Below are 20,655 nucleotides of genomic sequence, written 5' to 3'. Positions count from 1 at the left end.
GGCGGATCGGGGTTTCCCAGGAGAGATGGGCGAAATGGTTGAAAATACGAATGGAAACGTCGACGCCACTTACGATGCGATCGTCGTGGGCGCGGGCATCGGCGGCCTCTACGCCGTCTACAAGCTGCGCGAGATGGGGCTTTCGGTGCTGGGCATCGAGGCCGGCGATAACGTCGGCGGGGTCTGGTACTGGAACCGCTATCCGGGCGCGCGATGCGACCTGCTGACCATCGACTACTGCTACACCTTCTCGCCCGAAGTCGATGCCGAATGGTCGTGGTCCGAACAGTTCGCGGCCCAGCCGGAAATCCTCGAATACATCAACTTCGTTGCCGACCGCCACGAACTGCGCAAGGACTACCTGTTCGAAACCCGCGTCGAACGCGCCGCCTATGACGAGGCGCGGCAGGTCTGGTCATTCCGCACCAGCACCGGCAAGACGTTCGAGGCGACCTATGCGGTGATGGCGACGGGCCCGCTCTCGGTGCCCAAGAAGCCGGACTTCGAGGATTTCGACAGCTTCAAGGGCGAGCTTTATTACTCCGGCCGGTGGCCCAAGGAGGCGGTCAGCTACGAAGGCAAGCGCGTGGGCGTGGTCGGCGTGGGCTCCACCGGTATCCAGATCATCCCGGTGGTGGCGAAGGAAGCGCAGGAACTGACGGTGTTCCAGCGCACGCCCAGCTTCACCATGCCGATGCGCAACCACAAGCACAGCGCCGAATACACCGCCGAGATCAAGCGCAACCTTGCCGCGATGCGCGCAGGGGCGCGTAACAGCCCGCTCGGCGGCGTGCGCCCGGCGACCACGCGCCCCTATTTCAGCCTGCCGCCCGAACAGCGCGTGGCGATCATGGAATCGGCCTGGCAGAACGGCGGCCACACCTTCCTCGGCTCGTTTGCCGACCTCATGCAGAACGAGGAGGCCAACGAGCAGGTCGCCGAATTCGTGCGCGGCAAGATCAGCGAAGTCGTGAACGATCCCGAGACCGCCGAGACGCTGAAACCGCGCGGCTATCCGATCTTTGCGCGCCGTGCCTGCCTCGATACCAACTACTACGAGACCTACAACGAGCCGCACGTGAACCTCGTCGACTGCTTCAAGGAGCCGATCGTCGGGCTGACCGAGAAGGGCGTGCGCACCGCCACGCGCGAGATCGAACTGGACATGCTGATCCTCGCCACCGGCTACGACGGCCTGACCGGCGCGCTGATGGCCTTCGACGTCGTGGGCCGCGGCGGCAAGACCATCAATCAGGAGTGGAAGGACGGCGCCCATTCCTACCTCGGCCTGATGATGAAGGACTTTCCCAACCTGTTCATGATCTGCGGCCCCAACGGCCCTTCGGCGCTCGCGAACATCTTCACCATCAACGAGCAGAACGTGAACTGGCTGGCGCAGGCAATCGACCACATGCGCAGCAGCGGGCTGACGGCGATGGAACCCACCGGCGAGGCCGAGCAGGAGTGGATGGACCTGGTCCACGAACTCTCGCTCAATACGCTCGTGAGCAAGGCGAAGACCTGGTACACCGGCGCCAACGTGGCGGGCAAGGCGCGGGGCCTGACGATGTATACCGGCGGCTTCAAGGCTTACCGCGAAGCTTGCCAGGACGCAGCCGACGACAACTGGCGCGGCATGGTATTCGAGAAGGCGGGCGTAGGCGAAACGGTCGGCTGACCGGGCCGGTCGGTCTGCGGGGCGCTCCCGCTCTCACCGGGATAGAGGAAAGGCCGAAGCGCGATCGTCGCGCTTCGGCCTTTTGCCTGTTCAATCCTCAGAAGTGGTAGGCAACGCCGACCAGGGCCTGGTGACGGTCGAAGCCATTGCCGTTGCTGCCGAGGTCCGAGTAGCGATATTCGATCCGCGCGGTGACGTTGTCGAGGATCGCGCGTTCGACGCCGCCACCCACGCTCCAGCCATCGAAGGTGTCGTGGCCCTGCACGACCCCGTCCGAGACGCGGGCACGCAGGTTCTCGTAGCCGCCGCGCACGTAGAGCATGGTCTTCTGGTCAACGAGGTAGCCGGCACGGGCCGAGAGGTCGAACGAGTAGTTGGGGTCAACCACACCGCCGGCACCGCGCACGCGGTCGCTGGCGCCAAGGTCGAAGCCGCCTTCGGCACCGATCACGACGTTCGGCGTGATCTTGTAGTTGTAGCCGGCGAAGGCGCCGCCGATGAAGGAATCGCGATTGTCGCGAACATCGAGGTCACCGATGTCGGTATCGGCGCCATGTACGCGGTCATGGTTCCAGCCGGCCTGCACACCGACATAGGGGCCCTGGAACGCATCCGCGAAAGCAGGCGTTACCGAAAACACCGATGCGGCGGCCAGAATCCCTGCGATGAACGTCTTCATTTTTGTTATCCCTGTATTGCTGTCCTCCTGGGACAGCGGCGATATGGTCCTCCAATCGCGCCGGGATAATTCCGAAAATTGTCGACAGACTGTCTCCGCAGGGGAGACAATGGATGCTGGGGAAATGGGCCCTTGGGGATGCTCGGGGACGTGGTGCCCGTGCGGGATCAGACGCTTTTTGCTTGTGGTTTGTCGCGTCGGTCCGGGGCGCCGCGCGGCGGTGCCGGCATGCCGGGCGGGGGAAGCGGGGAAGGCCGCGCTTCAGGCATGTCCCTTGAAAAGAAGGGCCGGCGGGCAGTTGGTACGGGTGGAGAGGCCCGCCGGCCCCCGTGCGCCGGGGCGGATCGCTGGCGACCCGCCCCTGAGGCGCGTCAGAACTTCGCGGCGACTTCGACGCCGTAGACACGGCCCTTGTTGAGCGGCGAGAAGGTCGATCCGGAGAAGAACGCCAGCGGCGCCTCAGCCCCGAAAGTGGCCTCGTTGAGGAGGTTGGTGCCGTAGAACGAGAGGCTGTAGTTCGAATATTTGAACGTCAGGTTGGCATCGACCATGGTCGCGGCACGCATCAGGCCGGTGTTGGCATCGTTGTACCAGTCGGCATCCCGGTAGTTGGCGCTGACGCGGGCATCCACGCCCAGATCGCCGAAGTCGCCGCCCCATGCAACCGTGCTGCCATAGCTCCACGGGGCGAGGCGCGGCAGCTTGAGGCCATAGTCCTTGGCGTCGATCACGCCGTCGTTGTTGAGGTCGTAGAACACGTCGGTGTACTTGCCCTCGGTGTAGCCGGCCTGCGCGGTCAGGGTGAATCCGGCGCCCGGCTTCAGCGTGAATTCGCCTTCCAGGCCGCGGATGCGGGCATTGGCCGAATTGGTGATGACCTGCGCCGTGCCGACGCCGACGACCGGGATCTGGATCTCGCGCTGGACGTCGTCGATGGTGTTCCAGAAGGCGGCCAGGTTGATGCGGGCGATGCCGAAGAGGTCCTTCTTCACGCCGACTTCCCAAGAGTTCTGCACTTCGTCGTTGAACGGGCCGGGATCGACCTGGGTATAGACGTTGCGGAAGTTGTAGCCGCCTGAGCGGAAGCCGCGCGTCCAGAAGCCGTAGACCTGCGTCTGGCTGTCGGGCTGCCACTGCATGCCGATGCGCGGGGTCAGCCCCTTCCAGGTGTGCTTGTCGTTGAAGGTGTAGTTGCAGGTCTGCGCTTCGTAGTCGCAGCCGGTGGCGGTGAGGTTGGCGACCTTCACGTCCTTGGTCTCAGTGGTGTAGCGCGCGCCGAGGTTCAGCGTCAGCGTGTCGGTGAAGTGCCAGTCGGCCGAACCGAAGATGCCGTAGGTATCCTGGTTCTGGATGCCGCCGCCCGACAGCGTGCGGGCACCGTTCGAAAGCTTGCGCACTTCCTTGTAGTCGATGCGCTGGGTGAAGTAATAAAGGCCGGTGGTCACGTCTACCTTGCCGAAGGTGCTGGCCCAGCGCAGTTCCTCGCTCATCTGCTTCTGATGCGTGGTGTTGCCCGAGTGGAAGGCGTAGGATGGCGAGGCGTCGATGTCGTTGAAGACCCGTGCGTTGTATTCGCGGTAGGCCATGATGTTGGTGATCTTGCCGTCACCGAAGGCGGTGTCGATGTTGGTCTCGTTCGAGGCCATGTGCCAGTAGTTGTGGGCAAAGCCTTCTTCGTCGATGTTCACGTGGAAGCTGTTGCGGGGATAGAGCCCGTGGTTGCTCGCCACTGCACCGTCGCCGTCGTACTTGCCGTATTCGTAGCGGAACACGGATTCGAACCCGTCGATCGGGGTGAAGCGCAGGGCCGGGCGCACGATCAGCGTGCGGTTCTTGCCGAGATCGTGGTTGTTGTTGTAATCGTTGACGTAATAGCCGGTGTCCTTGTCGTAGTAGACGGCCAGCTTGGCCGAGATCTTGTCCTGGACGATCGGCCCGGTGACGACGCCGCTGATCTTGTATTCGGGGCCCGAGGACACCGAGGCGCGCAGGTCTGCCGAGAACGTGTCCTTGGGCGTAGTGGTGCGGATCACCATCGCGCCGCCGGTGACGTTACGGCCGAACAGCAGGCCCTGCGGTCCGCGCAGCACTTCGAGGCCCTCGATGTCGAAGTTGCCGAACACCACGCCGGCGCTGACGCCGAGGTAGACGCCGTCCATGAACACGCCCACGGTCGGGTCGATCGAGGGGATCGAGCTGTTGATGCCGAGGCCGCGGATCGAGAAGTTGGCATAGCCCGGCGTCGTGCCCACGGCGTTCAATTGCACGTTTGGCATGTTGTAGCTCAGGCTCTGCACTGTGGTGAAGTGCTGGTCCTCTAGCTGCTGGGCGCCGAAAGCGGTGACGGCAAACGGCACGTCCTGCACGTTGGAGGCCTGTCCGCGCTTGGTGGCGGTGACGACGATCTCGTCGAGGGTGGGGGCGCTGGCCGCAGGCGCATCGCTTGCCTCCTGCGCAAGCGCGGCGGAAGCCTGGCACAGTGCAAACCCGGCGCTGGTCGCCACGAGGCCGCACTTGATGATCGAGGACGTCTTCACTCTTCTTCTCCCACAAACCCCGGCGTCTTGCGCCCTTGTTATTGGCCCCAGGCGTCTGGCGCCTTCTTCGTTCTCGGCGGCTGGCGCAAGCCGGTGTTGCTGCGCCAAGTGCCTCGTGACGGGACACCGACGTCCTCGCTGCGGGGCTTTCGTTCAATCGCGGGCAGGGTGCTGCAGGGGAATATCACAAGGCTGATAGCGCGCGGCGGGGGCGGCAACGCTGCGCTATCACGGATGGGATGGCGGGACGTTCGCCGCTTGCAAATCACGGATATGAAACAGGGGCTCTTTCCTTGTCCCCGGTAACGATGCGGTAGCGCCCGTGGCAGGCCTTTTCGCTCGGAAAACAGGAATGAGAGAGAGAGGCGACGTGACGATCTGCGATGACACCCGGCCTGCGGGAAACCTTGAGGGCGCAGCAGCGACCGCCGGTCTCGACGCACTGTTCGCGCCGCGCTCGATCGCGCTGGTCGGCGCCTCGGACGATGCCGCGCGGATCGGCGGGCGTCCGCTGCGCTACCTGAAGGGCAGCGGTTATCAGGGGCGGGTCTATCCGGTTAACCCCAGGCGCGAAACGGTGCAGGGCGAGCAGGCCTGGCCCTCCATCGCCGCGCTGCCCGAAGTGCCGGACCTTGCCCTGCTGGCCGTCCCTGCCGCCTCCACGCGGCAGGCGGTAGAGGACTGCGTTGCGGCGGGCGTGAAGGCGGCAATCATTTTCGCTGCCGGTTTCGCCGAGATGGGAGAGGAAGGCCGTGAGGAGCAGGCGCGCATCGTCGCCATCGCCCGCGCGGGCGGGCTGCGTCTGCTCGGGCCGAACTGCCTGGGCGCGGCGGATAGCTCCATCGGTTATTACGGCACGTTCTCGGTGATGCTGGACGACGGGTTCCTCGAACCCGGACCGGTCGCCATCGTCTCCCAGAGCGGGGCCTATGGCTCGCATGTCGCCCAGCTTGCCCGCAATCGCGGGCTTGGCATTCGCCACTGGATCACCACCGGCAACGAGTGCGACGTCGACATGGCCGAAGCCCTGCGCTGGGTGATCGACCGTGAGGGCGTGAAAGTGGTCATGGCCTATGCCGAAGGCGTGCGGAACCGCGCGGTGTTCTTCGAAGCGCTGGACCTTGCACGCAGGCGCGGGATCGCCGTCGTCCTGCTGAAAGTGGGCCGCTCCGAAGTGGGCGCGCATGCGGTGGGCAGCCATACGGCGGCACTGGCCGGATCGGACGGCGTGTTCGATGCGATCTGCCGCCAATACGGCGTCCACCGCGCACGCAGCACGGCGGAGCAGATCGATATCGCCTATGCCATCGCCCGTGCCGGTCTGCCGCGCGGAAACCGGCTGGGCATCTTCTCGATGTCGGGCGGGCTCGGCATCCAGATGGCCGACGACGGCGATGAGGCGGGGCTGGCGGTCACGCCGATGCCGCAGGCGGCGCAGGCCGAACTGAAGGCGCTGCTGCCCTATGCCTCACCGGTCAATCCCATCGACGCGACGGCGCAGGCGATGACCGACCTGCCGCTGATGACGCGCTATATCCAGGTAGTGCTGGAACAGGGCGGTTATGACATGTTTGTCGCGATCCTGGGGACGACGCCTGCGCTGCCCAGCTATTCGGCTCGCCTTGCCGAAGCGCTGGAAGCGGCCGGGCCCGGCGGCGACGGCCTGATCCGCGCCGTCACCATGAGCGCGCCGCGCGAGGTCGTGCGCGCTTACGAGGAACGCGGTTTTCTCGTCTTCGAGGACAGTGTTGCGTTGACCCGCGCGCTGGGCGCCATGATGCGTTTCACCGAAAGCTTTGCGCAGGCCGGCGCACCGCGATCCGTGCCGGTTCCGCTGCCCGTGCCGATCACCGCGACTGGCGCGCTGAGCGAGCGCACGGCCAAGCAAGTCCTTGCCGAAGCCGGAATGCCTTTCCCCGACGAGCGCCTTGTCACGACGCCGGACGAAGCGGCCGCGGCGGCGGATGCCATCGGCTATCCGGTCGTGGTCAAGATCTGCTCGCCCCAGATTGCGCACAAGACCGAGGTGGGCGGCGTGATCGTCAACCTGAAGGATGCCGCCGCCGTGCGCGAAGCCGCTGCAACCGTGCTCGAACGCGCGGGGAGCGCCATGCCCGATGCGGTGATCGAGGGTGTTCTCGTCGCCCCGATGATCGGCGGCGGCGTGGAAACGATCGCGGGTGTCAGCGTGGATGCGACGCTGGGGCCGGTGGTGATGTTCGGCCTTGGCGGGGTGCTGGTGGAAGTGCTCAAGGACGTGACCTTCCGCGCTGTGCCGTTCGATACCGCCGAAGCGCGCCGGATGATCGCCGAGACGACGGCGGGCAAGGTGCTGCAAGGCGTGCGCGGCGCGCCTCCTGCGGATATCGAGGCGTTGGCCGAGACGCTGGCTGCCCTCTCGCGCTTTGCAGCGGCCAACGAGGATCGGCTGGCCGGGGTGGATATCAACCCGCTCAAGGTCATGCCTGCGGGCGAGGGGGTGGTGCCGCTCGATGCGCTGGTCCTGCTGTCGTGAGCACCCGCCTTCTCGACCGTGAATTTCTGGACTTTTGCCTGCATGACTGGCTGGCGGTGGGCGAAATTGCCGAGCGGGCGACCGTCGATGCCGTGCTCGACCTTTCCGAGACGCTGGCCCGCGAACGCTATCTCAGCCACTTCAAGGCGGGCGACACGCAGGAGCCACAGATCGGGCCGGAGGGCGTCACCGTCCACCCGGAAGTGAAGGCGGCGATCGAGGAATATGGCGGGCTTGGCCTGTTCGGGGCTGGCTTCCCGGAGGATCTCGGCGGGCACGGCCTGCCCTTCACGGTAACCTCTGCCAGCTTCGCGTGGTTCGCGGCGGCCAATATCGCCACCTCGTCCTATGCGATGCTGACGGTCGCCAATGCGCGCCTGATCGCCGAGTTCGGCAGCCCCGCGCAAGTCGATGCCTTTGCCCGCCCGCAGATCGCCGGGCGCTGGCTGGGGACGATGTGCCTGTCCGAACCGCAGGCGGGATCGGACCTCGGCGCCGTGCGCACCCGCGCGGAGCGGGAGGGAGAGGACCCCCTCGGCCGCCGCTATCGCCTGACCGGCTCCAAGATGTGGATTTCGGGCGGCGAGCACGATGTGGGCGAGAACATCGTCCATCTGGTTCTGGCCAAAGTGGCCTTGGCCGATGGCAGTTTGCCAGAGGGAACGGCAGGCCTCTCGCTGTTCATCGTGCCGCGTGTGTTGCCGGACGGTTTGCGCAATGACATTGCCGTGGCCGGACTCAACCACAAGATGGGCTACCGCGCGATACCCAATTGCCTGCTCGCATTCGGCGAGAATGGCGGGGCCACCGGTTGGCTGGTGGGTGAGGAAGGACAGGGCCTGCGCCAGATGTTCATGATGATGAACGAGGCGCGCATTTCCGTGGGCCTGGGCGCGGCGGCGCTGGCCTGCCGGGGCTATGGCCATGCGCTCGGCTATGCGCAGGAGCGCTTGCAGGGTCGGGGCGCGGAAGGCGCCTCGGTGCCGATCATGGCCCATCCGGCGGTGCGACGGATGTTGCTGGCGCAGAAGGCGCTGGGCGAGGGCGCCTTGGCGCTCTGTTTTTATGCGGCGCGGCTGGTGGACGCCGGAGATGCCGAAAGCGCGGCGCTGTTGGCCCTGCTGACGCCGGTGGTGAAGACCTTCTCGTCCGAGATGGGCTTGGAGGCCAATGCCATGGCGATCCAGGTTCACGGCGGATATGGCTATACCCGCGACTTCGATGTCGAGCAGGTGTACCGCGACAACCGGCTCAACCCGATCCACGAAGGTACGACCGACATTCAGGCCATCGATCTGCTGGGGCGCAAGCTGCTGAAGCAGGCCGAGGGATTTGCCATACTCAAGGCACGGATCGCCGCGACTTTGGCGGCGGCTTCGAATGGCTTTGCCGATCAGGCCGATGCGCTGAAGGCCGTGTGGGCTGACGTCGAGGCGGGGCTGGAAATGCTGCGCGAGAGCGATGCGGCGCTGGAAGTGGCGACCCCGTTCCTCTTTGCCTTCGGCCATGCGGTGGTGGGCTGGATCTGGCTCGACCTTGCGCTCAGCGCGCGGGGCAAGGGAGAGCGGCTGGAGCAAGGCACAGCAGCGGCGCTGGGCTATTACGCTGCCTGCGAATTGCCGCGTGTGAATGCGTGGCTGGCGTGCTGCGCGGCTGGGACGGAGGTTCTGGAAGTCGATCCGGGCTGGATGTGAAGTGCCCCGCACGCGGGGGCTTCGACAGGCTCAGCCTGAGCGGAAAGGAGAGGCCTGCTCTCAATTCCGCTCAGGCTGAGCCTGTCGAAGCCCTTTGTCGTTCAAAGGATCGCGTTGGCAAGGCCGCCGTCGACCGTAATCATCTGGCCGGAAACGAAGGCCGATCCTTCCGAGGCCAGCCACAGCGCGGTCTGGGCGATATCGTCGGTCTCGCCCAGACGGCCGAGCGGGATGCGGGCCTTGCGCTGGGCCAGCGCCTCTTCGTCAAGCATGGCTTTCACGCCCTCGGTGGCGACGGTCGCGGGGGAGATCGCGTTGACGCGGATGCCTTGCCCGCCCAGTTCCACTGCCGCCGCGCGGGTCAGGCCGCCGACGCCCGCCTTGATGCCGCAATAGAGCAGTGCGTTGACCATGCCCTTGAGCGCTGAGACCGAGGCGATGTTGATCATCGATCCGCCGCCGCGCCGGGCCATGTGCGGGGCCGCCGCCTGCGTCATCCAGACGATGCCGTCGAACCCTACACCGGACATGCGCGCCAGCGTTTCAGGGGTGATATCGGCGATGGGCTCGTACTTGTTCCACATCGCGCTGCTGACGGTCACATCGAGGCCGCCGAAGGTATCGACAGTGCGCGCGACGGCGGCCTGCACGGCTTCCCGGTCGGATACGTCGCAACCGATGGCGAGCGCCTTGCCGCCCTGCGCGGTGATGCCGTCCACGACCGTCTGCGCCCAGTGCTCCTTCAGATCGAGCACGGCGACGGCGGCACCTTCGGCTGCGAAAAGCTCGGCGATGGCCCGGCCCAGCCCGCGCGAGGCGCCGGTGACGAGCGCGACGCGCCCGGACAGTCGTTGCGACATGATGTTCTCCCGTAATGTGCTTGGCCAAATGTGTTTGGCCAAATGTGCTCGGTGGGCGGCATAAGGCGGCCTTGCGCGCGGGCCCAAGCCGGGGACGGGCGGCGCGGGGGCTTATCCCATAGGTGATAGGTATGGGGCTCGCTTCCGGCTGGTTGAGAGGCGGCGCGGCGAATGCTTCGCTCGCCGGGAAAATGCACTGCCGGGAGAGAGATAGTGACGCAGAACGGACCGAAGGTAGTTCTGGTGACGGGCGCGGCCAGAGGCATCGGCCTTGCCACCGCACGGCTGTTTGCGCGGGAGGGGGCCGTCGTCGTGCTGGCCGACCGCGACGAGGCGGCGGTGCGCGAGGCGGCGGCGGAACTGGGCGATCCACACGGCGCGCTGGTCATGGACATGGCAGAGGAAGCCTCCATCGTCACGGGGATTGCTCACGTCATCGCGCGGCATGGCCGGATCGATGTGCTGGTGAACAATGCCGGGATCGTCGATCCGGCGGGCACTCTGGCGCTGGAACTGGATAGCGCCACGGCAGCGCAAATCCTGCGCGTCAACCTGACCGGCAGCTATCTTGCCGCGCGCGAGGCCGGGCGGGCGATGCTGGCCAATGGCGGCGGCGTGATCGTCAATCTGTCCTCGGGCGCGGCCTTGCAGGCGATCCCGGGGCGGACGCCCTATGCGATGTCGAAGGCGGGTATTCTGGGTTTCACGCGGGCGCTTGCCTGCGAGTGGGCGGGGCAGGGCGTGCGCGTGAATGCGGTGCTGCCCGGCTATGTCGCGACCGAGATCGTCGAGGGGCTGGTGGCTGAAGGACGGGTCGATCCAGCCTCGGTTGCCGCGCGCGTGCCGCTCGGGCGGATGGCGCGGCCGGAGGACATTGCGCAGGTGGTGCTTTGGGCAGCGGGCAACGGCTATGTCACCGGTGCCAGCGTGGCGGTCGATGGCGGCTACAGCGCTTATGGCGGCACTGCGCCTGCGGCTCTCGCGGCCGCGCCGGTGCCGGAGGTGCAGAAGGCTCCGGTCGTCGTGATCTCCGGCGGCGCGCGCGGAATCGGTGCGGCGACGGCGGATCGTTTTGTCACAGACGGCGCGCGCGTGGTGGTGCTCGACCGCGATGCCGAGGCGCTGGATGCGCTTCCCGCAGACCGGCACGGGCTGCGGCTGGATGTAACGGACGAGGCTGCCGTCGCGCAGGTCATGGAACGGATCGCTGCGCAGCATGGCCGCATCGATGTCTTCGTCAACAACGCCGCGATTGCCGACGATTTTGCGCCGACCACCGAGCAGCAACTCGAGGCTTTCGAAGGGGGATTGGCGATCAACCTCGTCGCGCCGTTGCAACTGGCGACGGCCGCGGCGCGGGTCATGTTGCGGGGCGGCGGCGGGGCGATCGTCAATCTCTCGTCGATTGCCGCGCGGGGCGGTCTGCCCCGGCGCAACAGCTACTGCGCGGCCAAGGCGGGGGTGGAGGCACTGACGCGCTCGCTCGCCTGCGAATGGGCGCAGCATGGCGTGCGGGTGAATGCCGTTGCGCCCGGCTATATCGCCACCCCCGGCGTCATGGCGCTGGAGGCGGAAGGCAAGCGGTCCCTGCGCGCGGTGCGGCGGCGGATTCCGCTCGGGCGTCTTGGTGGTCCGGCGGAGATCGCCGATGCCGTGGCCTTCCTGGCCTCTCCGCGTTCGGCCTACATGACAGGCAGCATCGTGCCGGTTGACGGCGGCTGGTCGGCCTTTGGCGATGCCGGTGATGCGGCCGAGGTGGACTGAATCTCGCATCGCATATGGGATTCTCCCGCGCCGACCGCGCAGGTGCGCGACGGCGGCGGCGGGAGCGCGGTTAGATGGCCGCAATCAGGAAGGATGCCGAAGATGATCAAGCTGGATATCGCCGACTACGTGGCCGTGGTCACGATGGACAACCCGCCCGTCAATGCGCAGTCGATGGACATGATCCACGGCCTTGCCGATGCCTTCGACGAGATCAGCGACCGCGATGATGTGCGCGTTGCCGTGCTGACCGGGGCGGGCAAGTGCTTTTCGGCCGGGGCCGATCTCAAGAACCGGCCCGACGTTTCCGCCCCCGGCGCGACCTGGAAGCGCAACCGTGCGGTGCGGGAATCGAGCTATGCCATCATCGAATGCAACAAGCCGGTGATCGCCGCCGTGAACGGCCCGGCACTGGGCGGCGGGCTTGGCCTTGCCGCGAGCTGCGACATCATCGTCGCTTCCGAAACCGCCTTCTTCGGCCTGCCCGAAGTGGACGTGGGCCTGATGGGCGGCGGCAAGCATGCCTCGCGCATCCTGCCGCATTCGATGGTGCGCCGCATGATGCTGACCGGCTGGCGCGCACCGGCTGCGGAACTTTACCGCAGGGGCGTGATCGAAGCGTGCCTTCCGGCCGAGGAACTGATGCCCTGGGTCATGGACATGGCCCGTACCATCGCTTCCAAGAGCCCGATGGCGACCCGTCTCGCCAAGGATTCGATGCGCACGATCGAGAACATGACCCTGCGCGACGGCTATCGCTACGAGCAGAACAACACCAATGCCCTGTCGAAGACCGAGGATTCGAAAGAAGCCATTGCAGCTTTCAAGGAAAAGCGCGTGCCGGTGTTCCAGGGCCGCTAAGCCGGGCTATAGCGACAACAAAGAATGGGTCGGGAGAAGAGAATGGCGAGCACGGCGCAGACGGGGACGGCCCCAATTCCCAAGCCTGCAAGAGAGGCGGGCGCTTACGACTGGTACGTGGTCGCGATCCTCTTTTCGGTATCGGTGCTGGGCTATGTCGACCGGGTGATCCTCAGCTTCCTGGTCGAGGCGATCAAGGGCGACCTTGACCTGAATGACGCCGAACTGGGCGCGATCACCGGCATGGCCTTCGCCGTGCTCTACGTGTTCGGCGGTGTGTTCATCGGGCGCATGCTTGACAAGGGGCGGCGGGTGACCATTCTGGCGGCCTGTATCCTCGTCTGGTCGGTGGCGACGGCGGCGAGCGGTCTGGCTACCGGGTTCCTGACGCTGTTCCTCGCGCGCATGTTCGTGGGCGTGGGCGAGGCGGGGCTCAATCCGGCGGCGATCGGCATCATCTCCAGCCGTTTCCCGCGTGACAAGGTGCAGAAGCCGATCGGGCTGTTCACCACCGGGCTCTACGTGGGCGGGGGCTTGGCGATGATGCTGGGCGCGCACCTGCTGGCGAAATTCAGCGCCGGGGGGCCTTACGATCTGCCCTTCATCGATACGGCAGAGCCATGGCGCGTGGTGTTCCTGCTGCTCGCGGTGCCGGGCCTGCTGGTGGCCCTGCTGGTGCAGGGTACGGTGCGCGACGACAGCGCCGCCGCGCGTACTGCAGCCGCCCCCGCCAAGGGCGAGGCGCTGGCGTTCGCGCGGGAGAACCGCACGCTGATCGCCTTGCTGGCGCTGGGCATCGTCTCATGGTCGATGAACAATTATGGGCTGCTCAACTGGTATCCGGCCATGTTGATGCGCTCCTACGCGATGACGCCGGCGATGGTGGCGACGAGTTACGGCCCGGCGTTCCTGCTGGCGGGCATTGCCGGCTGTCTGGCCGTTCATCCCTATCACGCCTGGCTGCGCCGGCGCTTCGGCGGCAAGGCGGCCTATTGGCTGACCTTCACCTCGATGGCGGTGCTGAGCGTGACGACCATCATCGGGCCCATCGTGCCGACGGTCGGGCTGGCGGTGTTCATGTCCTATGCCAACCTTTTTGTCAGTTCGATGTCGGTGGCCTCGATCTTCGTACTGATCGTGGCCGTGGTGCCGCCGACGCTGCGCGGGCTTTATACCGGGCTCTACATGGCGCTGGTGAACCTCACGGGCGGGGCCTTCGGTTCGGTGCTGGTGGGGCTGATGACCGATCATGTCTACGGCGCCAAGGGCCTCAATCTGGCGCTGACGACGATGGCGGTGGTGTTCGGGCCGCTGGGCGCGCTGCTGCTCTGGCTGGCCCTGCGCCGCGCGCCGGAGCGGGCGGAGGGGTAAAACCCAACAGGACGCAAAAAAGGGGCGACGCGGGATTACCGCGCCGCCCCTTTTTGTATCTCAGGCGATGGAATTCAGGATCGCTCGCCAGGGTTCGGGCAGCGGTGTCGGGCGGCGGCTGTTCCGGTCGACATAGACGTGGGTGAACTGCCCTTCCGCCGCCGGTTCCTGGGCCCCTTCCACGAAGACGCCGAGGTGGTAGGTCACGCTACTGGAGCCGAGCCGCGCCACTTTCAGGCCGATCTCCACCTTCTGCGGAAATTGGACCGAGGCAGCATAACGGCACCCGGTTTCGACCACGAGGCCGATGGGGTTGCCGTTCTCGATATCGAGCAGGCCGACCTCGATCAGCCAGGCGTTCACGGCCGTGTCGAACCACGAATAATAGACCACGTTGTTGACGTGGCCGTAGACGTCGTTGTCGTGCCAGCGGGTGCTGATCGGGGTGAAATGGCGATAGGCGCCGCGCGGACGCAGGGGGTCACGGCTCACAGTGCAGCCTCATAGAGTTGGCGCGCGACACTCTGCGTGATCGTGCGCGGGTTGTTCTTCAGCAGGCGTTCCTGCAGCATGGCGTCGGCGGCAAGCTGGTCGAGATCGGCCGAACTTACCCCCACGGCGGAAAGCCGCGCGGGCATCCCGGCGCGCGCCGCCATCGTGCGCAAGGCTTCGAGCAGCCCCTGTGCCTGCGCCTGCTGGCCAAGCCCTTCCAGTGCGGGATCGACCAGCGGGCCAAGCTCGGCATAGAGCGGCATTGCCGCGCTCATGTTGAAGGCAAGCACATGCGGCAGCATCAGCACGTTGGAAAGGCCGTGCGGCACATGGAAGCGCCCGCCGAGCGGATAGGCCAGGGCATGAACCCCTGCCACCGGCGCATTGGAAAAGGCGACGCCGGCCAGATGCGCGCCCAGCAGCATCGCCTCGCGCGCGCCGACATTGCCGGGTTCCTCGCAGGCGACCAGCAGGTTGGCCGCCAGCAGCCGCATCGCCTCGCGCGCCAGCAGGTCGGACAGCGGGTTCTTGAGATGGATCGAGGTATAGGCCTCGATCGCGTGAACCATCGCGTCCATGCCGGTGGCGGCGGTGACCGCGCGCGGCAGGCCGAGCGTCAGCGCCGGGTCCAGCACGGCGTGCCCCGCGATGAGCGCCTGCGAGGATACACCGCGCTTCTCGTCCCCCGGCAGGGTGATGATCGAGACCGGCGTGGCTTCCGATCCGGTGCCTGCCGTGGTCGGCACCAGCACCAGCGGCAGGCCCTTGGCCCGGGCATTTCCCACGCCCCAGATCGCGTCGAGATCGTCGCCCGAGCCGAGCAGGTAGGCGGCCAGCTTGGCGACATCCATCGGACTGCCGCCGCCGAAACCGACGACGCTGGCCGCACGGCTTTCACGGCCAAGCGCGACCACGGCTTCCAGCGTGGCGCGCGAGGGGTCGGCTTCGACCTCGCTTGCCACTGTAACATCCCGGCCGGACGCGCGCAGCGCCGCCAGCGCACCTTCGGCAAGGCCGAGGCTGACGATCTGGCGGTCGGTGACGAACAGCACCGGGCCTTCCGGCAGCAGGTCGGCAATCCGGTCCGCGCTGCCCGCGCCGCTGACGAGGCGCGGGCCATAGGAAAAGGCGAAGGCGCTGCTCACGCCACGGGCTCTTCGGTGGCGGCCGCCTGTTCGCGCAGCAGCGGCGAGATGGAGAAGCCTTCGGGCATGCTCTTGGCGTAGCGCTCCAGTCCGGCGACGATCTTCGCAAAGCCTTCGCGTTCGGCCCAGAACATCGGGCCGCCGGTCCAGCGCGGCCAGCCATAGCCGTAGAGCCAGACCACGTCGATGTCGGAGGCGCGCTGGGCGATGCCTTCCTCCAGGATCTTCGCGCCTTCGTTGACCATGGTGTAGAGCGTGCGGACGACGATTTCCTCGTTGGAAATGGCGCGCGGGGTTATGCCTTCACGCTTGCGGAATTCCTCGATCAGCGCGGCGACCACCGGGGAGGAACTGCGCTTGCGGGCGGCATCGTAGTCGTAGAAACCGGCGCCGGTCTTCTGGCCCCAGCGGCCCTGCGCGCAGAGCGCGTCCTTGAGATCGTCGATGCGCTTGGGATCGCGATGCCAGCCGATATCGACACCGGCAAGATCGGTCATCTGGAACGGCCCCATCGGCATCCCGAAATCGGTGTGGACCTTGTCCACCTGCTCGGGGCTCGCGCCCTCCATGACCAGCGCCAGCGCATTGTCCTGCCGGGGGATCAGCATGCGGTTGCCGATGAAGCCGTAGCACACGCCCGCGACCACCGGCACCTTGCCGATCTTCTGGCCCAGCGCCATGATCGTGGCGAGCACGTCCGGCGCGGTCCTGGCGCCGCGCACGACCTCGACCAGCTTCATGACATTGGCGGGCGAGAAGAAGTGCATGCCCAGCACATCCTCGGGCCGCGAGGTGCAGGCGGCGATGGCGTCGACGTCGAGGTACGAGGTGTTCGAGGCAAGGATCGCGCCGGGGCGTGCCACTGCGTCGAGCCGTCCGAAAACCTGCTTCTTCACCTCCATGTTCTCATAGACGGCCTCGATCACCAGATCGCATTCGCCCAGCGCGCCGAATTCCAGCGTGGGGGTCAGCAGGGCCATGGCGGCTTCGACCTGGGCGCCGGTCAGGCGGCCCTTGGCGGCGGTGGCCTCGTAGTTCTTGCGGATCAGCGCGGCGCCGCGCTCAAGCGCTTCCGCGCTGGTCTCGACCATGGTGACCGGCAGGCCTGCCGAGAGGAAGTTCATGGCGATGCCGCCGCCCATGGTGCCCGCGCCGATCACGCCGACGCGGTTTATCGGGCGCTTGGCAATGTCCTTGGGCAGGTCTTCGATCCGGGCTGCGCTGCGTTCCGCGAAGAAGGCATGGCGCAGGGCCTGCGACTGTTCGCCCGAGACGAGTTCGAGGAACAGGCGGCGTTCGGTGGCAAGGCCCTCGGCCAGTGGCTGGGTGGCTGCTGCCTTGACGGCTTCGACGCAGGCGAGCGGGGCGGTGAGGCCCCTGAACAGGCGGGGATTGGCGGCGACGAAGGCATCCGCGCTGGTCGCATCGCCGGAAACCGCGCGCGCGCAGGTCGGGCGGGCGGGCGAGCCCGCAAAGGCGGCGGCGGCATCGAACAGGTCTTCGGCGCTTTCGACTACCGTGTCTACCAGACCGCTGGCCGCTGCGGCGCTGGCGGAGACGGGATCGCCCGAAACGATCATCTCCAGCGCGGCCTCCACGCCGACAAGGCGCGGCAGGCGCTGGGTGCCGCCCGCGCCGGGCAGGATGCCCAGCTTCACTTCGGGCAGGCCCAGCTTTGCGGAGGCGAGCGCCACGCGGTAATGGCAGGCGAGCGCAATCTCCAGCCCGCCGCCTAGCGCGGTGCCATTGATCGCGGCGATCACCGGCTTGGGGCAGGCTTCGATTGCGGCAAGAACGTCCGGAAGCTGCGGATCGGCGAGGGGCTTGCCGAATTCGGAAATATCGGCCCCGGCGCTGAACAGCTTGCCGCTGCCGGTGACGATCACGGCACTGACGCTTCCGTCCTCGGCTGCGGCGGCGATGGCCTGCGCCAGCCCGGCGCGTACATCGGCGCCAAGGGCGTTGACCGGCGGGTTGTCGATCGTGATCCGAAGGATCGGACCGGTCTGTTCGCTGCGGATCATCGTGTACTCCATGCAAAAGGGACGCGCGGCGTTCAGCCGGCGTTGAAGGTGGGCTTGCGCTTCTCGCGGAAGGCGGAAACGGCGGCGCGGTGGTCGGCGGTCTGGCCGAGCAGCGGCTGCATCGTCGCTTCGAAGTCGAGGAAGGCGTCGAGGCTCATGGCCGGGGCGGCGGCGAACTGGCGCTTGGCCAGGTGGAGCGCGGTGGCGGGGCCATCCGCGATCATCCGCGCAAGTTCCATGGCACGGGGCAGCAGCGCCTCGGGCGCCATGACTTCCATGGCGAGGCCAAGCTCGCGGGCTTCCTCGGCATGAACCTCGCGGCCCGAATAGACGATTTCTTTCGCGCGCATCGGGGTGATGGCTTGCAGGAACTGCCAGGCGAGCCCGGCGTCGGGCGCATAGCCGATGCGGCGGAAAGTGGCGGCAAAGCGTACGCGGTCGCTGGCGAGCACGATGTCGCTCGCCATGGCGAAACCCCAGGCGGCGCCGATGCAGACGCCATCGACGGCGGCGATGACCGGGGCGGGAAAGCGGGCGACGGCGCGCGCCATGGCGTGAAGCTGGCGCATGCGGGCAAGGAAAGCATCGGGCGGCGTCTCGCCCATCTCGCCGATATCCGCGCCGGAACAGAAATTGCCGCCGGTGCCGGTCAGCACCACGGCGCGAATGCCGGGATCGGCTTCCAGTTCGGCAAAGGCGGCGACGAACTCGGCGCGCATCGCCAGAGTGAAGGCGTTTTTCGCGGCAGGCCGGTCGAAAGCGACGACGGCGACGGCGCCGTCACGGGTCAGAGAGATGGACATGCAGCAGGCTTAAGCCTGCGCTCGCCGGGGCAGGGAGGCCCGGCGCATCGGCCGGGCCATATTCACGGATATGATGGAGGGTTTGTTTGGAAAATGCCCTTTCGGTGGATTTTGAAACGGACTCAGGGATTGGGCGTGACCAGCCCGAACGTCCCGCGCGGGGCCTCGATCAAGGCTAGCAGGGCGTTCAGGCGCGTGGCGGCTTCCGGCGGCAGGGCGGTGTCCTGCGGCTTTTTCGTGATCCCGGCCACCAGTTGCGCTCGCGTGAGCTTCAGTTCCGCAGCCTTGGGAACGCCCGCCCCGACCGGCTGATGCACCAGCACGCCGTTGCGGATCTCGACATGTTCGGCCGGCGCGCTGCCATCCAGCACGAGGTCGAACGTCATCGGTGCCGCCAGCGCCCGCTCGGGAACAAGGCGCACGGCCAGCAGGTCGAGAATGTCGGACAGCGGCATGGCGGGAATTGCCCCCGCCACTGAATCGAAGCCGCCGGTCTTCACCCCTTCGCGCAGTTCCTTGGCGCCGGTGAGGAAGGCGTTGCGCCACATCGAGCTGGTGGCCTGATAGCCCTGCTGCTCCAGACTGTCGGCCAGCGCCAGCTTTGCCGCATGGTTGTCCGGCTGCGCGAAGACGAGGCGGGAGAGCAGTTCCGAAGCCCAGCGATAATCGCCCGCCGCAATGGCCGCGCGTCCCTTGGCAAGCACGGCTTCCGGCCCGCCCATCGCCTCGACATACTTCGCGCCGGCCGCTTCCGGCGGCAGCGGGTTGAGGGTTGCGGGGTTGCCGTCGTACCAGCCGAGATAGCGCTGGTAGACCGCCTTGGCATCATGGCTGAGCGTGCCGTAATAGCCCTGATTGAACCAGCGGTTGGCCAGCGGCGCGGGCAGCTTGAGGTTCTCCGCGATCTCGGCGCCGTTCAGGCCTTCGTTCATCATCCGCACCGACTGGTCGTGCAGGTACTTGTACATGTCGCGGTGCGCACCGAGGTAGTCGAGGATCTTCGTATTGCCCCAGTGCGGCCAGAAGTGCGAGGTGATCAGCGTATCGGTGCGGTTGCCGTAGAGCGCGATGGAGCGGGTGAGGTCGTCCGCCCAGGCCTTGGCATCGCGCACTTGCGCGCCGCGCAGGGTGAGGATGTTGTGGAGCGAGGAATTGGCGTTCTCGGCCATGTCCAACACGCGCAGTTGCGGCATGTAGATCGCCATCTCCGCCGGGGCCTCGGTATCGGGCATATACTGGAATTCCAGATCGATACCGTCGATGGTCATGGTCTCGCCGGTCTTCGTCACCTCATGCGTGGGGGGCAGCATGTGGACGGAGCCGGTGGCATTGCCCAGACGGTTGAAGGCCGGGCCGATGCCGTCGCTGATGTCCGCCTTGGGGCCGGTGCCGATGAGATGGCCGAAGGCGTAGATCGCGCGGCGACTCATGGCGGGCCCGGCGATCACGTTTTCCGAGATCGCTTCCTTCAGGAAGCCGCCCGGCGCAATGATCGGCACCTTCCGCGCGGAGGCTTCCTCGGGGCTGATGACGCCTGCCGCGCCGCCGAAATGGTCGATGTGCGAATGGGTGTAGATCACACCGACCACCGGCTTGTTACCCAGCTTTGCCCGCACAAGGTCCATTGCCGCCTTGGCGCTCTCCACCGTGGTCAGCGTGTCGATCACCAGATAGCCGGTCTTGCCGAGCACCACGGTCAGGTTTGCCAGTTCGATTCCGCGCACCTGATAGACCCGGTCGGTCACCTTGAAGAGCCCGGATTGCGAGAGCAGCTGGGCATTGCGCCAGAGGCTGGGGTTCACCGTGTCCGGGCGCGGGCCCTTGAAGATGTCCAGTTCCTTGAGGTCGCGAATGCGCTTGCCGTCGGGCTTGGCGATCTCGCCGCCCGGAATGCCGGCGACGAAGCCGCGCGTGGCAAGGTCGAAGTCCTCCTTGTCGTTCCACGGCAGGCTGGCGGTGGTTTCCTCGAAGTAGCGCAAGGTCGCGGCGGAGGCAGGCTTCTGTGCGGAATCGCCGTCCTGCGCGCTCAGGCCGCCACCGGAAGCAAGGGCGAGAAGCGAGACGGCGGTGATTGCCGCCTTGAAGCGAGTGCGATGGGCCATGGGTATCCTCTCTTGCGACCGTGACGAGCCCTCACGACTGCGCCTTCGATATGCCGGATGCACTGTCGGGATGCTGCCATGCGAGGCAAATATGCCCGGGCGCGAGCGGCGTCTTTCCCGCTTGTGATAT

At 66.6% G+C, this 20,655-nt stretch carries 14 protein-coding genes; 6 read left to right on the top strand and 8 right to left on the bottom strand.

Features of this window, described 5'->3' with window-relative positions:
* The first annotated feature begins 34 nt into the window (after window positions 1-34).
* Window positions 35-1,678 (top strand): flavin-containing monooxygenase, encoded by a 1,644-nt coding sequence (locus tag DM450_RS21770; protein WP_221889497.1) that lies wholly within the window; start codon window positions 35-37, stop codon window positions 1,676-1,678.
* 97 nt (window positions 1,679-1,775) lie between these two features.
* On the opposite strand, the gene DM450_RS21765 is transcribed toward DM450_RS21770, so the two are convergent.
* Window positions 1,776-2,357: an outer membrane protein gene (locus DM450_RS21765; RefSeq protein ID WP_142639065.1), complete on the bottom strand. Its 582-nt coding sequence runs from the start codon at window positions 2,355-2,357 to the stop codon at window positions 1,776-1,778.
* Window positions 2,358-2,728: 371 nt separating this feature from the next.
* Window positions 2,729-4,894: a TonB-dependent receptor gene (locus DM450_RS21760; protein WP_260610499.1), complete on the bottom strand. Its 2,166-nt coding sequence runs from the start codon at window positions 4,892-4,894 to the stop codon at window positions 2,729-2,731.
* A gap of 352 nt (window positions 4,895-5,246) precedes the next feature.
* Between DM450_RS21760 and DM450_RS21755 the strand changes: the two genes are divergently transcribed.
* Together DM450_RS21755 and DM450_RS21750 are read left to right on the top strand one after the other, a co-directional pair.
* A complete protein-coding gene (locus DM450_RS21755; RefSeq protein ID WP_142639063.1) occupies window positions 5,247-7,409 on the top strand; it encodes an acetate--CoA ligase family protein in 2,163 nt (720 codons plus the stop codon).
* On the top strand, window positions 7,406-9,103 hold the full coding sequence (locus tag DM450_RS21750) for an acyl-CoA dehydrogenase (protein ID WP_142639061.1): 1,698 nt from the start codon (window positions 7,406-7,408) through the stop codon (window positions 9,101-9,103). Before DM450_RS21755 ends, DM450_RS21750 begins: the two co-directional genes overlap by 4 nt.
* 101 nt (window positions 9,104-9,204) lie before the next feature.
* On the opposite strand, the gene DM450_RS21745 is transcribed toward DM450_RS21750, so the two are convergent.
* The gene (locus DM450_RS21745; RefSeq protein WP_142639058.1) at window positions 9,205-9,963 is read right to left on the bottom strand and encodes an SDR family NAD(P)-dependent oxidoreductase; all 759 of its coding nucleotides are present in this window, start codon (window positions 9,961-9,963) and stop codon (window positions 9,205-9,207) included.
* Between the two features lie 213 nt (window positions 9,964-10,176).
* On the opposite strand from DM450_RS21745, the gene DM450_RS21740 reads away from it, so the two are divergent.
* The 3 genes from DM450_RS21740 (at window position 10,177) to DM450_RS21730 (ending at window position 13,959) form a co-directional block, all read left to right on the top strand.
* Window positions 10,177-11,727 (top strand): SDR family oxidoreductase, encoded by a 1,551-nt coding sequence (locus tag DM450_RS21740; RefSeq protein WP_221889496.1) that lies wholly within the window; start codon window positions 10,177-10,179, stop codon window positions 11,725-11,727.
* A gap of 102 nt (window positions 11,728-11,829) precedes the next feature.
* Complete coding sequence (locus DM450_RS21735) at window positions 11,830-12,588, top strand: enoyl-CoA hydratase/isomerase family protein (protein WP_221889495.1); 759 nt, start codon at window positions 11,830-11,832, stop codon at window positions 12,586-12,588.
* A 42-nt stretch (window positions 12,589-12,630) separates the two neighbouring features.
* Complete coding sequence (locus DM450_RS21730; RefSeq protein WP_185928808.1) at window positions 12,631-13,959, top strand: MFS transporter; 1,329 nt, start codon at window positions 12,631-12,633, stop codon at window positions 13,957-13,959.
* 60 nt (window positions 13,960-14,019) lie between these two features.
* Here DM450_RS21730 and DM450_RS21725 read toward each other — a convergent pair whose 3' ends face one another.
* From DM450_RS21725 to DM450_RS21705, 5 genes are all read right to left on the bottom strand, one after another.
* Window positions 14,020-14,451 carry a thioesterase family protein gene (locus tag DM450_RS21725; RefSeq protein ID WP_142639049.1) on the bottom strand — a complete coding sequence of 144 codons (432 nt, stop codon included), beginning with the start codon at window positions 14,449-14,451 and terminating at the stop codon, window positions 14,020-14,022.
* Window positions 14,448-15,596, bottom strand: a complete 1,149-nt coding sequence (locus tag DM450_RS21720; RefSeq protein WP_142639047.1) for an iron-containing alcohol dehydrogenase — start codon at window positions 15,594-15,596, stop codon at window positions 14,448-14,450. Before DM450_RS21720 ends, DM450_RS21725 begins: the two co-directional genes overlap by 4 nt.
* Window positions 15,593-17,620: a 3-hydroxyacyl-CoA dehydrogenase NAD-binding domain-containing protein gene (locus DM450_RS21715; RefSeq protein WP_142639046.1), complete on the bottom strand. Its 2,028-nt coding sequence runs from the start codon at window positions 17,618-17,620 to the stop codon at window positions 15,593-15,595. The genes DM450_RS21720 and DM450_RS21715 overlap by 4 nt, the downstream gene beginning before the upstream one ends.
* 32 nt (window positions 17,621-17,652) lie before the next feature.
* Window positions 17,653-18,423: an enoyl-CoA hydratase/isomerase family protein gene (locus DM450_RS21710; protein ID WP_142639044.1), complete on the bottom strand. Its 771-nt coding sequence runs from the start codon at window positions 18,421-18,423 to the stop codon at window positions 17,653-17,655.
* A 122-nt stretch (window positions 18,424-18,545) separates the two neighbouring features.
* A complete protein-coding gene (locus tag DM450_RS21705; RefSeq protein ID WP_142639042.1) occupies window positions 18,546-20,525 on the bottom strand; it encodes an alkyl/aryl-sulfatase in 1,980 nt (659 codons plus the stop codon).
* Window positions 20,526-20,655 lie beyond the last annotated feature (130 nt).

This window comes from Sphingomonas sp. IC081, from assembly GCF_006874585.1.
Taxonomy (GTDB): domain Bacteria; phylum Pseudomonadota; class Alphaproteobacteria; order Sphingomonadales; family Sphingomonadaceae; genus Novosphingobium.
Note: the sequence above shows the minus strand (reverse complement) of the source record. Positions and strands in the feature narration are given on the sequence as shown.

Bases quoted from the DNA above. Each gene is read 5' to 3' on its own strand.
- DM450_RS21705 (WP_142639042.1), bottom strand. From the start codon at position 20,525: ATGGCCCATCGCACTCGCTTCAAGGCGGCAATCACCGCCGTCTCGCTT.
- DM450_RS21765 (WP_142639065.1), bottom strand. From the start codon at position 2,357: ATGAAGACGTTCATCGCAGGGATTCTGGCCGCCGCATCGGTGTTTTCG.
- DM450_RS21755 (WP_142639063.1), top strand. From the start codon at position 5,247: ATGAGAGAGAGAGGCGACGTGACGATCTGCGATGACACCCGGCCTGCG.
- DM450_RS21730 (WP_185928808.1), top strand. From the start codon at position 12,631: ATGGCGAGCACGGCGCAGACGGGGACGGCCCCAATTCCCAAGCCTGCA.
- DM450_RS21770 (WP_221889497.1), top strand. From the start codon at position 35: ATGGTTGAAAATACGAATGGAAACGTCGACGCCACTTACGATGCGATC.
- DM450_RS21715 (WP_142639046.1), bottom strand. From the start codon at position 17,620: ATGATCCGCAGCGAACAGACCGGTCCGATCCTTCGGATCACGATCGAC.
- DM450_RS21710 (WP_142639044.1), bottom strand. From the start codon at position 18,423: ATGTCCATCTCTCTGACCCGTGACGGCGCCGTCGCCGTCGTCGCTTTC.
- DM450_RS21745 (WP_142639058.1), bottom strand. From the start codon at position 9,963: ATGTCGCAACGACTGTCCGGGCGCGTCGCGCTCGTCACCGGCGCCTCG.
- DM450_RS21735 (WP_221889495.1), top strand. From the start codon at position 11,830: ATGATCAAGCTGGATATCGCCGACTACGTGGCCGTGGTCACGATGGAC.